This window comes from Pseudomaricurvus sp. ABR4_320 (assembly GCF_056159445.1).
Genome location: NZ_JBSWVF010000002.1, coordinates 417,008 through 430,567, shown reverse-complemented (window position 1 = coordinate 430,567; position 13,560 = coordinate 417,008). Strand labels below are relative to the sequence as shown.

Sequence of the window (13,560 nt, the reverse complement as noted above, 5' to 3'; positions counted from 1 at the left end):
TGAGCCTGTGGTGAAAAAGAAAATTCCCCCCAAAGAACGCCTACGCACCGGCTATACCACCGGTGCCTGTGCGGCGGCCGCGGCTTCCGCTGCTGCCTTGGGATTGCTTGAAGGCAAAGTTCCAGAAACCGTGACCTGTCAGTTGCCGAATCTGCAACAAGTTACCTTTCACGTTGAAGACGGCCACTTACAAGGGAATCACGCCCATGCGGTTATCTGTAAAGATGCTGGCGACGATCCTGACTGTACCCACGGCGCTCGCATTACCGCCGATGTTATCCGCAAGCCTGGCAAGGCAGAGCAAATTCAAATTCTCGGTGGTCGCGGTGTCGGCCAAGTCACGTTATCCGGCCTGGGCCTCACGGTCGGTGGTCCGGCGATCAATCCGGTGCCTATGGCAAATATTCAAATGAATGTGCGAACCATCGCCCATGAACTGCTCATTAACGATGGCTTAGACGTTACCATTTCTGTTCCCGGCGGCGAAGAGATGGCCAAACAAACCTTAAATGCGCGCCTGGGTATTTTAGGTGGCATATCGATTCTAGGAACAACAGGTATCGTCAAGCCCTACTCGACCAGCGCCTTCAGAGCCAGCGTGATACAGGGCATCCAAGTTGCCGCAAAGCAGGGCAACACCACTATTGTGCTGACCACTGGTGGCCGCACAGAAAGCTTCGTCATGAAGGCGCTACCGACTCTGGCACCGGCGTGCTTTATCCAAATGGGGGATTTTCTCAGCTATGCCCTGGATACCGCGGTGGAATGCCAACTTCAGGATGTTGTCATCGGCGGCATGGTTGGCAAGCTCACCAAAATGGCTCAAGGCGAAACCATAACCCATGCGGGACGCGCCCAAGTCAATACCGGATTGCTGGCTGACATTGCCGAAGAAATCGGCGCAGCGACGGCCACCTGCGAGGCCATTCGCGCAGCACCCACCGCTCGATTCGCCAGTGAAACCATGGCCGAACTCGGTCTATCTGACAGCTTTCACCGGGGACTTGCCAACCGAGTTGTCACACAAATTTTGAAGAACTACCCAGACACCTTTCGGCTGCGAGTACTGATGTGCGATTTCAACGGCGAGCAGATTGCCGAAGCTGACTCTACCCATCTCACAAAAGCAACGGCAGTCCCCGCGAACGAACAGAGGGCCCACTAATGCAAAGGTGCACCATTATTGGCATTTTGGACAGCGGCATCGCGTCTTTGTCACAACAGGCAATGCAACGAATGAAAGGAGCACAGCTTGTTATTGGCTCGACCAACGCTCTGCAATTGTGTCAACAAAGCCTTAACAAAGACTGCATTACAAAAGATTTCACCGGTCGACTAAGTGATGCCATTGACTGGATTCGCGATGCCCTTAATGACGGTTTGCATTGCGTGGTGCTCGCCTCGGGCGATCCACTGTGCCACGGCATTGCCGGTTATCTTGCCAGTCGTCTCTGTGTCGACAGACTGGAAGTCCTGCCCAATGTGTCAACGATTCAGCTGGCTTGCGCACGCTTATGCCTGCCCTGGCAACAACTCATTATCTGCTCCATTCACACGAAAGATTGCGGAGATTGGCAGGCGTCATCCGGTCCGGAGCACGGCCTGTATCAATTACACCAGGCTCTTTCCGATGATCGCCCCATTGCGGTGTTAACCAGCCCGGATAACTCTCCCGATCGCATTGCTCGCCTGCTGGTTGCGACGGAACAGGATGAAGAGTATCAAATGGCCATCGCGGAACACCTGGAACGTGAGACAGAACAACTGATCAGCAATATTCCCATTAAACAGCTGACGCACAGGCGCTTCGCCAGTCCCAACGTTGTTCTGCTTTGGCGCAGCCAGCCAAAGCCGCAGCCCCAGATCTTCGGCTATGAGGATACTCATTACCAGCAACGATTTCCTGAACGTGGATTGATCACGAAACGAGACGTGAGAGCCATCACGCTTGCCCGCCTTAAGCTAAAAATCACCAGCATTGTCTGGGATATTGGCGCCGGCTCTGGCAGCGTCGGTCTTGAAGCCGCACGTTTGTGTCCCAAGGGATTCGTCTATGCCATTGAAAAAAACGAGCAGGATGTCATCAATGCCCGCGCCAACAAACGTCAGCTTTCTGTCTTCAATTATCAGGTTGAACAGGGCAAGGCTCCGGCGCAGATTGATCAGTGGCCGAATCCCGATGCCGTGTTTATCGGCGGTTCCGGCGGTGAACTAGATCAATTGATTCGCTATACCAGTAGCAGACTCAACCCTGAAGGATCGCTCGTTTTAAATTTCGCCACCATTGAAAACCTATCCACTGCGTTGCACACCCTGCGAGACGTAGGACTGGAGGCGCAAGTAAGCCAGGTACACATTTCCCACAGCAAACCAATTTTAAACATGACGCGCTTTTCGCCAGACAACCCCGTCTGGATTGTCTCGGCCTCTCGCCGAGACAAGTCCCCTCAGGCAACGGAAAACATCGTATGACCGTCGGCAAATTGATAGGTGTTTCGTTGGGACCGGGAGATCCCGGTCTGATTACAAGGCGTGCTTGGGACTGTTTGACCAGTGATGCCTGCTGGAGTTGGCCAGTGAGGAAATTATCGGCTGAAAGCTACGCCCTATCGATTGCCCTAGCGGCCGGACTCAGCCCTCCTCCCGATGGAATGGCATTGGTATTTCCAATGACTCATGACCAGACCATCCTACAGCGTTACTGGCAATCCGCAGCGGCAAATGCACTCAAGGTTTTACAAGGTGGTAGAGATCTCCTTTTTTTGGTTGAAGGTGACGCCTCAACCTATTCAACCTTTGGTCACCTCGCGAACGCGGTTAGAGATATCCAGCCCGATATAGACATTGAAACTCTGCCTGGCGTTCCCGCCTATCTCGCCGCCAGCGCTCGTTTACAACAGCCGCTGGCAGAAGTAGACGATACTGTCGCGGTCATACCTGCAGCCTACGGTGTTGATGTCATCGATCGATTACTCGATGATTTTGATACGCTGGTACTTCTAAAAGTAAAACCACAACTGGTTAATATTATTCCCCTGTTACGCCAACGGAAACTGCTTGAACACAGCCGTTTTGTCGAAAAAGCTGGTGCGAAAGACGAGCGAATTATCGATGATGTCGCCCAGCTGGAAGAGCAGAAGGTTAACTACCTCTCGCTACTCATCGTCAAAAACCCTTCGCGAGTGAAAGGGCCTCGACTACGTGGCTGCCGCAAGAAACCCCGATCAACTGTTTCAACGTCTGATGCAATCGTCTCCTCCCCACAGGAATTATAGCCCGATGCCTACACCTTCCGATCTCGACAACCTCAATATCGCTTTGATTGCGATTACCAAACACGGCGTCGAGCAGATGACAGAGCTTGCATCCCAACTTTCGCATGCTCACATTGTCGCACCCGATAAATACTGCTCAAAAGTCTCGCACCTCAATAACCATAAATCCCTCTATGAAGGATCACTCAAAGATCAAGTTGCGGCGATCTTTTCTCATTTCGATCAGCTGGTCTTTTTTGTATCTCTAGGAGCGGTTGTCAGACTTATTGCACCGCACTTGCAATCCAAAGATACTGATCCCGGCGTCACGGTCATCGACGATCACGGTCAGTACGTTATTCCTGTACTTTCAGGCCACGTCGGCGGCGCAAATGCCTGCGCAGAAAGTATCGCGAAAATTTTGGATGCTCAAGCCGTACTGACCACCGCATCGGATGTGAATCAAACCATCCCCGTTGACATACTGGGCCGTGAGTTAGGGTGGACAATTGAAGCCCCCAAAATCAACATTACACGAGTTTCTGCAGCTGTTGTTAACGGCGAGCCTATTGCCTTTATTCAGGAAGCGGGCGTCAAAACCTGGTGGAATAGAAGCACACCACTCCCTTCCAACATACACCTGTTCGACCGATTTGAAGATGTCGATCTCGACCGCTTTAGAGCGTTTCTTTGGGTGACCCAACGAACCATTGATGGCGAGATTTGGGATTCACTGCCCGAACGACTGGTGGCCTATCGGCCTCCAGTTAGCCGGCCTCCTGAAAGCAGGCTGGAGGTAACTTAATGAAACTTGCCATTGGCATTGGCTGTGATCGAGACACGTCGTTTCACACACTGAATCGAGCCCTGCAACTTGCGCTGCACGAAATCAATGCCGATTTAACCAGTGTCAGTAAGCTGGCGAGCATCGATTTAAAATCCGACGAACAAGGCCTTTTACTGTTGGCGGCCTGGTATGACTGGCCGTTGCGATTTTATCCTGCCGCACAATTGGCCGAAGTTCCTGTGCCGAACCCATCGGAAACGGTTCGACGTTATGTCGGTACCCCCGCCGTTGCCGAAGCTGCCGCATTGTTGGTTGCAAATGCCGATATCGAACAGCTGCTGGTAGAAAAATACAAATACAAAGGGCCTGACGCAAAAAACGCGACCATTTCAATCGCGCAGATCCGAGATCTACCCTTGACGAATTCCCCCATTAGGAACGCCTGCTATGACAAAAGGTAAAATATTTCTGATTGGCCTTGGCCCTGGCAGTGTCGACCATATGACATTGCGCGCCCGCGAAGCGATTGCAGAATCCGATTGTGTGATTGGCTATTCAACCTACATCAAATTGGTTAAAGATCTGCTGGCAGACAAAGAAGTCATACGCAAAGGTATGACTGAAGAACTGGACCGCTGCTATGAAGCCTTGTCTCGAGCCAAGGCCGGCAAGCAAGTCGCGTTAATTTCCTCCGGAGACAGCGGTGTTTACGGCATGGCTGGCCCCACCTATGAAGTATTGCTCGACAGTGGTTGGCGACCCGATTCAGACATCGCCGTCGAAGTAATTCCCGGTGCATCTGCCATCAACAGTTGCGCAGCACTTGTCGGTGCTCCGCTTACCCACGACGCCTGTACGATTTCTCTCTCCGACTTGCTGACGCCTTGGCCCGTCATTAACAAGCGTTTGCATGCAGCAGCTGACAGTGATTTCGTCATTGCGCTCTACAACCCCAAGTCCGGCCGCAGAACGCAACAAATCGTCGAAGCACAAAACATTTTACTGCAGTACCGATCACCGCAGACTCCTGTCGCCCTGGTAAAATCCGCCTATCGACGCCGCCAAAATATTGAAATGACCACCCTTGATGTCATGGCCGATTGTGATATTGGCATGCTGACCACCGTCATTGTCGGTAACAGCAATACCTATGTGGATCACAATATTATGGTAACGCCCCGCGGTTATAAATCAAAATACACGCTGTCCAGTCAGCAAGCATCTGTAAAGACCGGAGAAACGTCTGGCAGATCGTTATCCATGGGGTTGGATGGCTGGAAGCAACAAGCCATGCACTGGCTGACCGGTAACGACTCAAACGATCCGATCAGTGCAGCAGATGCGTTTTCCATGTCGGTCGCCGATATCCTGGAAGCGCTCAAGGCGCACGGAGCCGAGCAAGAAAGCATATGGCAAACCGTCGACCTGCCTTCTCTGCCAGCGGAACACTGTGTCGCATTGCTCCAAAGCTGGGGACAGATCAATCTGCAGACCGGATCAGACCTTGGCGTCTCGTGTACAATACCCGCCAACAGTTCTGACCTTCAGGTAAGATCTAATGCGTTACTTTTTGCACGTGATCAACTCACGCTGCAAATCCACTGGGACCGAGTTCATTCATCATGGCTTGTTAGCTGTCGCGGAAAGATTCAGGGGCTGTATTTGTGTGACCAGCGCGGGCGCCCTCTACTCATTATAAAGCCCGAACACTCAACAGATTTAGCAAAGACAACTCTCGAACTTTCTTTGCCAGAAAACACGATAAAGACCACTCAAAACGACCGTGAGATACAACATTATGCCTGACATTGAAGAAGCCCCGGTGACGCTGATTCCCCCCAAGATGGGCAGCTACCATCGGCATTTGGTGATTTGCACCGGACCACGCTGCACCGAGAACGGAGAGTCACAAGCGCTGTTTGATTCTTTGGGCGCTAAGTTCAAAGCTGCGGGCATTGATAAGGGTGCGCTTAGAGTAAAGCGAACTCGAGCAACCTGTTTTGCCAGCTGCCGCTCGGGCCCATTAATGTGTGTACAGCCAGATGGAATCTGGTACTACAATGTGACCGACGCCAATATGGATCGCATCATTCAGGAGCATTTGGTCGATGGTAATCCAGTTCAGGAGTTGATTTATCACCGTGGTCATAATCAGGGAAGTTAGAAAAACGGCTTGATGACTTACGTTGCAGTATTAAAAATTTAGATCACTCCAGCAACAAAATAATACTGGAAGCCTTTATATAGGTATTTACCGTGTCCCCAACAGAAAGCGACAGCTCACTGACACTGTCATTACTGATATTAGCGCAGAGGGATTTACTGCCGCCGAGATCGACAACCACATCGCTGTTAACACTGCCAAGTGTGATGCGTTGAATTCTCCCGGTTAAACAATTGCGGGCACTCAACTGGAGAGTAAGATCTTTTGCAACTAAGACAGAAGACGCCTTAATAAGCGCAATGCAATTAAGGCCTTCCTGCACGCCCATGGCGATAGCACTCTCACGAGTCATTACCACCGTCAACATCACCTCGCTGGAAACCTGTACCTGCACCAGATTATTGGTTGCGCCCTCACCAATCGTTACAATTTTTCCTCGCAATTGATTACGGGCGCTGGTTTTGACGGTGCCTATATCGACAAACGACGCCAGATCTTCGACAGATTGCACTTTGTTGGCTAGGCGTTGCAAATAAGACTGGTGTTCTTCGACCAACGCCAAAAAGCCCTGCACGGTTTGACGACCAAAATCCGTTAAACGTGTGCCGCCACCGCCAGCACCACCGGTGGAGCGATCCACTAAAGCGCGACCCGATAAATTGTTCATGGCATCGACACGCTCCCAAGCGGTTTTATAGCTGATGCCGACAACTTTCGCCGCCGCACTGATTGACCCGGAATCATCGATCGCCTGCAACAGGCGAATCTGCTCCGCAGCGATGCCCACCCGTTCCCCGCCAAACGACAAACTGGCTAATAAACGCTGCGGTGCGGGTGTTTTGTCACTAGTATTTTTTTTCATGGAAAACGACTCAAAATCGGACTGCCGACCTTCCCTTCGAAAGGTTTTCGGGCATTGACTACCCCGTTGAAATCAATTAACACACTGGAAATGGTGCATCGAGCCTAGGTGGATGAATTTTCGGCGTACGTGCGACACAGTGTATTCATGACAACTTACTCGATCGTATAAATAACGTGTCGATCTGTCCTGGCAAAACCAATCAGGCGCATTGAGCATTGCCCGGCAAGCTTGACCGCCATATCCGTCGCCGCCGACACGGATACCAGCATACCAATGCCCGCCAGGGCGCACTTCTGTACCATTTCGTAGCTGGCTCGACTGGAAACCAACACAAATCCCGATGTACTGTCGCTCGATTGCAGACGATGGCCGATCAATTTATCAAGGGCATTGTGACGCCCCACATCCTCAAACAACACCTTGATGCCTCCCTCGGGAGAGCACCAAGCCGCCCCGTGTACGGCGCCGGTCTGCTGTTGCAGGGGTTGATGCTGTTGCAGATGCGCCAAAGCGCGCTGCACCGCCTGGTGACTTACTGTGGGCGCTATAACCTGGGGCAGGTCCTGGCGAATCTGCGCGAGTGTTTCAGCGCCGCATAAACCGCAACCACTGCGGCCAACCAAGGTGCGGCGCTTTTCCTTTAACGCCTGAAAGCAGCGACTGGCCAACTCAATATTCACCTCATAACCTTCTGGTCGCTCGGTGAGCTCAATATCGTATATTTCGGAAGCGGACTGGATAATACCTTCGGTAAGACTGAATCCCCAGGCAAACTCACGCAAATGATCCGGAGTAGCCATCATCACCACATGGGCGATACCATTGTAAACCAGTGCGACCGGGACCTCGCTCGCGATGCAGTCTTCACGACTGACTAGCCCCTCCGGAGTCCAGGTCTTTACAGGTGCATGCCGTACACCCGGCTCTTGTGTTAAACCATCGGTCTTCATAGATCTCTCATTATCAGGACCTTTCACCATGCCTCTGCTCGGCACCCATCACGTCGCCATTATCTGCTCAGACTATCAAACCAGTAAAACCTTTTACACCGAGGTACTGGGGCTTGAGATTCTGGCAGAACATTACCGCGAAAACAGGGATTCATGGAAATTAGATCTCGCCCTACCGGACGGAACTCAAATCGAGCTCTTTTCCATGCCGGGAGCGCCACCCCGCCCGAGCTATCCGGAGGCTCAAGGATTACGCCATCTGGCATTTCGAGTTGCCGACATCGAAGAAATGGTGACTCTCATCGAGAGCAAAGGGATTGCGTGTGAAGAGGTGCGGATCGATCCATACACGGATCGCCGCTTTTGCTTTTTTGCTGACCCAGACGGCCTGCCACTGGAACTCTACGAAGACGGAAAAGGAATCGACCACGCTGAATAGGGCTAACCCAGCTTGGCCGATACCCTCCTCTGCTTGATCCTCAGTCTCTTTCTTCCACCGCTGCCTGGCGTACAAACGCGTGCTGGCGCTCGGTGAATTCGCGGAAGTTCTCCTGCCATTCCGACAGTGAGCTGACTTTATCGACCTGGACCGCAGTGACCTTGTATTCCGGACAGTTGGTAGCCCAATCCGAATTCTCTGTGGTGATCACATTAGCCCCGCTGTGAGGGTGGTGGAAGGTCGTATAGACAACTCCCGGCTGCATCCGCTCACTGACCTTAGCCCTCAGCACCGTATTGCCCACGCGGCTGGCAATCTCCACGGAATCGCCATCCTTAATTCCACGATCCTCAGCATCCACCGGATGAATTTCCAGAATGTCCTCCGCATGCCAGGAAACATTGTCGGTTCGACGGGTCTGAGCACCCACATTGTACTGGGACAATATCCGACCCGTAGTGAGCAACAGTGGAAAACGACGAGTAATTTTTTCTTCCGTTGGAACATACTCGGTCACGGGGAAGAATCCCAGGCCGCGGGTAAATTCCTCTCGATGCATAATCGGTGTGCCGTCCGGAGTATCCCCGTTACAAGGCCACTGCAAGGATCCTTCCCGCTCCAAACGCTCATAGGTAACGCCGGCAAACGAAGGCGTTAACGCGGCAATCTCCTCCATAATTTCAGACGGATTCTGGTAGTTCATGGGATAACCCAGAGCATTGGATAATGCCATTGTGCCCTCCCAATCCGCCTTGCCGGACAGAGGTGCCATCACCCGCCGCACCGGCGAAATACGCCGCTCAGCATTGGTAAAGGTACCATCCTTCTCGAGGAAAGACGCTCCCGGCAAAAATACATGAGCGTATTTTGCGGTCTCGTTGAGAAAGATATCCTGCACGATCAGACACTCTAAATTGCCTAACGCCGCCTCCACATGCTGAGTGTTGGGGTCTGATTGAGCGATATCTTCGCCCTGACAATAGAGTCCCTTGTAATTGCCAGCGACCGCTTCATTCAGCATGTTCGTAATACGGAAGCCTGGTTCAGGCTGAATGCTCACCCCCCAGGCTTTTTCGAACTGACCGCGTACTGTCTCATCCGCGACAGAGCGATATCCGGGAAGCTCATGGGGGAATGACCCCATGTCACAAGACCCCTGCACATTGTTCTGGCCCCGCAGAGGATTCACACCAACACCTTCGCGACCAATGTTACCGGTGAGCATTGCCAAGTTGGCAATGGCCATCACCGAGGTCGACCCCTGGCTGTGCTCGGTGACGCCCAGTCCGTAATAAATAGCGCCATTTCCGCCTGTGGCAAAGAGGCGTGCGGCCGCGCGAATATCCGCAGCAGGCACACCGGTTACAGAAGACATCTTTTCCGGAGAATGGGCGTCATCTTTGATAAACGTTAGCCAATCGTTAAAGGCATCGGACTCACAGCGCTTGGCGACAAACTCTTTATCCCAGAGATCTTCGGTCACAATGACGTGAGCAAGAGAGTTGAGGCAAGCGACATTCGTCCCTGGCCGCAGAGGCAGATGGTAATCTGCTTTCACATGCGGTGTTTTGACCAAGTCAATTTGACGAGGATCGACAACGATCAAACGAGCGCCTTGACGCAAGCGTTTCTTCAACCGCGAGCCAAACACTGGATGGCCATCGGTGGGATTCGCACCGATCACCATAACGACATCGGCTTTTTCAACCGAGTCAAAGGTTTGTGTGCCCGCAGATTCACCAAGGGTCACTTTCAAACCATAACCGGTGGGTGAATGGCAAACCCGAGCGCAGGTATCCACATTGTTATTGCCAAACGCGGCGCGAACCATTTTTTGGACGAGATATGTTTCCTCGTTCGTGCAACGCGATGAGGTGATGCCACCGACACTGTTCTGGCCGTACTTTTCCTGAATGCGACGAATTTTTTTCGCGGCAAAGGTTACCGCCTCATCCCAGCTAACCTGACGCCAGGGCTGGTCGATGGTTTCGCGAATCATCGGTGTGGTTATGCGATCACGGTGGGTGGCGTAAGCAAAGGCAAAGCGGCCTTTGATACATGCGTGACCTCGGTTTGCTGCACCGTTTTTATAGGGCGACATATTGATCACCTTGTCGCCTTTCATCTCTGCTTTAAATGCACAACCCACACCACAGTAGGCACAGGTGGTCACCACAGAACGCTCTGGTTGACCGTGCTCGATGATGCTCTTTTCCATCAGTGTTGCGGTCGGACAAGCCTCAACACAGGCGCCACAAGAAACACATTCAGAATCCAAAAAGGACTCGTTCTGACTGGGCGACACCTTCGAGTCAAAGCCACGGCCCTGAATCGTCAACGCAAACGTCCCTTGTGTTTCTTCACAGGCTCGCACGCAACGGGAACAGACGATGCATTTACTCGCATCAAAGGTGAAGTAGGGATTGGATTCATCTTTGGCCGCATCCAGATGATTTTCTCCGTCGAAGCCATAACGCACTTCGCGCAAGCCGACCGCACCGGCAACGTCCTGTAATTCGCAATTCCCGTTACTGGGACAGGTCAAGCAGTCCAGGGGATGATCGGAAATGTACAGTTCCATCACGTTGCGCCGCACCTTAGCAACAGCATCGGTCTGGGTTTTCACCTGCATGCCCTCTTCGACGGGCGTGGTGCAGGATGCTGGCATGCCGCGACGGCCTTCGATTTCCACCAGACATATACGACAGGAACCAAACGCTTTGACACTGTCGGTTGCACACAATTTTGGAATGGTGACACCGGCAATAGCTGCAGCTCGCATCACCGAGGTTCCCTCAGGAACCGTCACAGACTGCCCATCAATGAGCAGAGAAATCGGCTTGGGTTCCACATATTCTGTACTGTAATCCGCCACTGGTGGTGGCGTGCCCAAATCCTTGTTGGGGTCAAAATAGCTAACGCTGTTCATGAGATAACCTCCTCCGCAGGACGGACTATTTAAAATCGTCAGAAAAATGCTTGAGCGCGCTTTGTACGGGGAAAGGCGTCATGCCTCCCATAGCGCAAAGCGACCCCTTCACCATGGTGTCACAGAGATCTTCCAACAGAGCGATATTGGCCTCGCGGTCATCATCGCTGTGAATTCGATCGATAACTTCCACCCCACGTACCGCACCAATTCGGCAAGGGGTGCATTTGCCGCAGGATTCCGCTGTGCAGAACTCCATAGAAAAACGCGCTTGGGCTTTCATATCGACGCTGTCGTCGAAGGCCACGACACCGCCATGCCCCAACACGCCACCGATCGCGGCAAAGGCTTCATAGTCCAGGGGTGTATGCCACTGGCTGGCGGGCAAATACGCTCCAAGCGGACCGCCGACTTGTACCGCACGCAAAGGGCGACCGGTGCGAGCACCACCGCCAAAGTCCTTCAACAAACTGTCTAAGCTGGGGCCAAACGCCAGCTCGACCAAACCGGTCTGCTTGAGGTTGCCAGCCAGCTGAAACGGCAATGTGCCCCGCGAGCGCCCCATACCGAAGTTTTTATAGTATTCAGCGCCCTTAGCAAAAATGATTGGCACACTGGCCAGAGAAATCACATTGTTAACGACCGTAGGCTGCCCGAAGAGACCCACGATGGCAGGTAACGGGGGTTTCGCCCGCACCATGCCACGCTTGCCTTCCAAACTCTCCAACAACGAGGTTTCTTCACCGCAAATATAAGCACCAGCGCCCAGTCGTAACTCCAAATCAAACGCTTTGTCACTGCCGCAAAGGCTGTCACCCAGGAAGCCTTTCGCACGCGCCTCCACGAGGGCTTTAGTTAAGACGGCCTCCGCCTGACGATATTCTTCACGTAGGTAGATGTACCCTTTGGTGGCGCCAACAGCGAGCCCGGCTATGGTCATGCCTTCGATCAGACAGAACGGATCCCCTTCCATCAACATGCGATCTGCAAAGGTTCCCGAATCGCCCTCATCGGCGTTGCAGACAATGTACTTCTGGTAGCCTTCTTTGATATCGCCCGGCGCGTCTAAAACTGTCTGCCATTTAATTCCGGTTGGAAATGCAGCCCCTCCACGACCTCGGAGTCCCGATTCTTTGACCTCTGTAACCATATCCTGGGACGTCATCTGCAGGGCTTTCTGAAGTCCCTGGTAACCGCCAACACGCTGGTAATCCTCAAGGCTAATAGGATCGATCAACCCCACATTGGCGAAGGTTAAACGCTGCTGCTGCTTCAAAAAGGGAATGTTTTCGGGATCGCCCAGATACAGCTCATGTTTATCCGAACCGTCCAACAGACCCGACTCCAAGAGATCCGGAATATCTCTCGCATGGACAGGCCCATAAGCGACACGACCACGATCGGTCTCCACCTCGACCATGGGCTCCAACCAAAAGAGTCCTCTAGAGCCATTGCGAACGATCTGAATGGATTTGCCGTTACTGTTCAGCGCTTGAACGAGAGCCGCAGCCGTTTTATCTGCCCCGAGAGATACCGCTGTGGTATCCAGAGGGATATACACTTTGGTCATCCTTGCACCTCCAGCGTATCGGTTTGTAGTTCTTCAAGAAGGTCGTCAAATCGTTGACGATCAACCATGCCATAGACATCACGATCTATCCGCAGCGACGGCGAACAGGCGCAATTGCCAAGACAGTAGACTGGCTCCAGTGTCACAAGTCCATCAGGACTGGTTTCGTGATAATCGACCCGTAAACGATCTTTAATGTGCGCTTCCAGCTCACGAGCGCCCATCGCTTGACAGGATTCGGCCCGACATATCTGCACAACGTATTTACCGGGCGGATGCGTACGAAAAAAATGATAAAACGAAACAACACCGTGAACTTCGGCTCGGGACAAATTCAATGCGTCGGCGATCTGAGGCAAGGCTTCGGGCGGCACATACCCTAGAGCGTCCTGAACAGCGTGAAGTATGGGCAACAGTGCGCCCGGCTGATCACGCAATTCTGCGAGAATGCCGTCGACCACCGCTGGATCCCAGCTGGTTTGACTCATGCTTATACGATCCTTCTTAAACAGTTTGTTCTTGTCTATACACCGCCGTGCACAGGCCAACAGCCATGCGCATAGCACTGTTTCGGTTACAGCTCACCGGTACTGAGATAGATT

General features: G+C 52.6%; 13 protein-coding genes. 8 read left to right on the top strand and 5 right to left on the bottom strand.

Translation table 11 applies throughout. The features are described from left to right. Window positions 1–10 precede the first annotated feature (10 nt). Genes ACXAFR_RS05090 through ACXAFR_RS05060 form a run of 7 tightly spaced genes read left to right on the top strand, consistent with a single transcriptional unit; the run spans window position 11 to window position 6,205 of the window. Entirely contained in the window at window positions 11–1,165 is a 1,155-nt protein-coding gene (locus tag ACXAFR_RS05090) for a cobalt-precorrin-5B (C(1))-methyltransferase (RefSeq protein ID WP_475173045.1), read from the top strand. Continuing rightward, window positions 1,165–2,472, top strand: coding sequence for a precorrin-6y C5,15-methyltransferase (decarboxylating) subunit CbiE (gene cbiE / locus ACXAFR_RS05085; protein ID WP_475173039.1), 1,308 nt, complete (start codon window positions 1,165–1,167; stop codon window positions 2,470–2,472). The genes ACXAFR_RS05090 and cbiE overlap by 1 nt, the downstream gene beginning before the upstream one ends. Further along, window positions 2,469–3,275 (top strand): precorrin-2 C(20)-methyltransferase, encoded by an 807-nt coding sequence (gene cobI, locus ACXAFR_RS05080; RefSeq protein WP_475173034.1) that lies wholly within the window; start codon window positions 2,469–2,471, stop codon window positions 3,273–3,275. Before cbiE ends, cobI begins: the two co-directional genes overlap by 4 nt. Before the next feature lie 4 nt (window positions 3,276–3,279). Continuing rightward, the gene (locus tag ACXAFR_RS05075) at window positions 3,280–4,059 is read left to right on the top strand and encodes a cobalamin biosynthesis central domain-containing protein (RefSeq protein ID WP_475173030.1); all 780 of its coding nucleotides are present in this window, start codon (window positions 3,280–3,282) and stop codon (window positions 4,057–4,059) included. After that, window positions 4,059–4,502, top strand: coding sequence for a cobalamin biosynthesis protein (locus tag ACXAFR_RS05070; RefSeq protein ID WP_475173025.1), 444 nt, complete (start codon window positions 4,059–4,061; stop codon window positions 4,500–4,502). The genes ACXAFR_RS05075 and ACXAFR_RS05070 overlap by 1 nt, the downstream gene beginning before the upstream one ends. Continuing rightward, window positions 4,489–5,847 (top strand): precorrin-3B C(17)-methyltransferase, encoded by a 1,359-nt coding sequence (gene cobJ / locus ACXAFR_RS05065; protein WP_475173020.1) that lies wholly within the window; start codon window positions 4,489–4,491, stop codon window positions 5,845–5,847. Before ACXAFR_RS05070 ends, cobJ begins: the two co-directional genes overlap by 14 nt. Beyond that, on the top strand, window positions 5,840–6,205 hold the full coding sequence (locus ACXAFR_RS05060; protein WP_475173016.1) for a (2Fe-2S) ferredoxin domain-containing protein: 366 nt from the start codon (window positions 5,840–5,842) through the stop codon (window positions 6,203–6,205). Before cobJ ends, ACXAFR_RS05060 begins: the two co-directional genes overlap by 8 nt. Window positions 6,206–6,248: 43 nt before the next feature. On the opposite strand, the gene ACXAFR_RS05055 is transcribed toward ACXAFR_RS05060, so the two are convergent. Continuing rightward, window positions 6,249–7,067 (bottom strand): TOBE domain-containing protein, encoded by an 819-nt coding sequence (locus ACXAFR_RS05055; RefSeq protein ID WP_475173015.1) that lies wholly within the window; start codon window positions 7,065–7,067, stop codon window positions 6,249–6,251. Between the two features lie 155 nt (window positions 7,068–7,222). Next, complete coding sequence (gene fdhD / locus ACXAFR_RS05050; RefSeq protein ID WP_475173009.1) at window positions 7,223–8,020, bottom strand: formate dehydrogenase accessory sulfurtransferase FdhD; 798 nt, start codon at window positions 8,018–8,020, stop codon at window positions 7,223–7,225. A gap of 28 nt (window positions 8,021–8,048) precedes the next feature. On the opposite strand from fdhD, the gene gloA2 reads away from it, so the two are divergent. Next, entirely contained in the window at window positions 8,049–8,459 is a 411-nt protein-coding gene (gene gloA2 / locus ACXAFR_RS05045; RefSeq protein ID WP_475173004.1) for an SMU1112c/YaeR family gloxylase I-like metalloprotein, read from the top strand. A gap of 40 nt (window positions 8,460–8,499) precedes the next feature. On the opposite strand, the gene fdhF is transcribed toward gloA2, so the two are convergent. The 3 genes from fdhF to ACXAFR_RS05030 are packed head-to-tail and all read right to left on the bottom strand — an operon-like array spanning window position 8,500 to window position 13,446. Continuing rightward, on the bottom strand, window positions 8,500–11,388 hold the full coding sequence (gene fdhF / locus ACXAFR_RS05040) for a formate dehydrogenase subunit alpha (RefSeq protein ID WP_475173001.1): 2,889 nt from the start codon (window positions 11,386–11,388) through the stop codon (window positions 8,500–8,502). Window positions 11,389–11,413: 25 nt separating this feature from the next. Then, on the bottom strand, window positions 11,414–12,958 hold the full coding sequence (locus ACXAFR_RS05035; RefSeq protein ID WP_475172998.1) for a formate dehydrogenase beta subunit: 1,545 nt from the start codon (window positions 12,956–12,958) through the stop codon (window positions 11,414–11,416). Further along, window positions 12,955–13,446, bottom strand: coding sequence for a formate dehydrogenase subunit gamma (locus ACXAFR_RS05030; protein WP_475172994.1), 492 nt, complete (start codon window positions 13,444–13,446; stop codon window positions 12,955–12,957). Before ACXAFR_RS05030 ends, ACXAFR_RS05035 begins: the two co-directional genes overlap by 4 nt. Window positions 13,447–13,560: the final 114 nt, after the last annotated feature.

Bases quoted from the DNA above. Each gene is read 5' to 3' on its own strand.
- cbiE (WP_475173039.1), top strand. From the start codon at position 1,165: ATGCAAAGGTGCACCATTATTGGCATTTTGGACAGCGGCATCGCGTCT.
- cobI (WP_475173034.1), top strand. From the start codon at position 2,469: ATGACCGTCGGCAAATTGATAGGTGTTTCGTTGGGACCGGGAGATCCC.
- ACXAFR_RS05075 (WP_475173030.1), top strand. From the start codon at position 3,280: ATGCCTACACCTTCCGATCTCGACAACCTCAATATCGCTTTGATTGCG.
- ACXAFR_RS05070 (WP_475173025.1), top strand. From the start codon at position 4,059: ATGAAACTTGCCATTGGCATTGGCTGTGATCGAGACACGTCGTTTCAC.
- cobJ (WP_475173020.1), top strand. From the start codon at position 4,489: ATGACAAAAGGTAAAATATTTCTGATTGGCCTTGGCCCTGGCAGTGTC.
- ACXAFR_RS05060 (WP_475173016.1), top strand. From the start codon at position 5,840: ATGCCTGACATTGAAGAAGCCCCGGTGACGCTGATTCCCCCCAAGATG.
- ACXAFR_RS05055 (WP_475173015.1), bottom strand. From the start codon at position 7,067: ATGAAAAAAAATACTAGTGACAAAACACCCGCACCGCAGCGTTTATTA.
- fdhD (WP_475173009.1), bottom strand. From the start codon at position 8,020: ATGAAGACCGATGGTTTAACACAAGAGCCGGGTGTACGGCATGCACCT.
- gloA2 (WP_475173004.1), top strand. From the start codon at position 8,049: ATGCCTCTGCTCGGCACCCATCACGTCGCCATTATCTGCTCAGACTAT.
- fdhF (WP_475173001.1), bottom strand. From the start codon at position 11,388: ATGAACAGCGTTAGCTATTTTGACCCCAACAAGGATTTGGGCACGCCA.
- ACXAFR_RS05035 (WP_475172998.1), bottom strand. From the start codon at position 12,958: ATGACCAAAGTGTATATCCCTCTGGATACCACAGCGGTATCTCTCGGG.
- ACXAFR_RS05030 (WP_475172994.1), bottom strand. From the start codon at position 13,446: ATGAGTCAAACCAGCTGGGATCCAGCGGTGGTCGACGGCATTCTCGCA.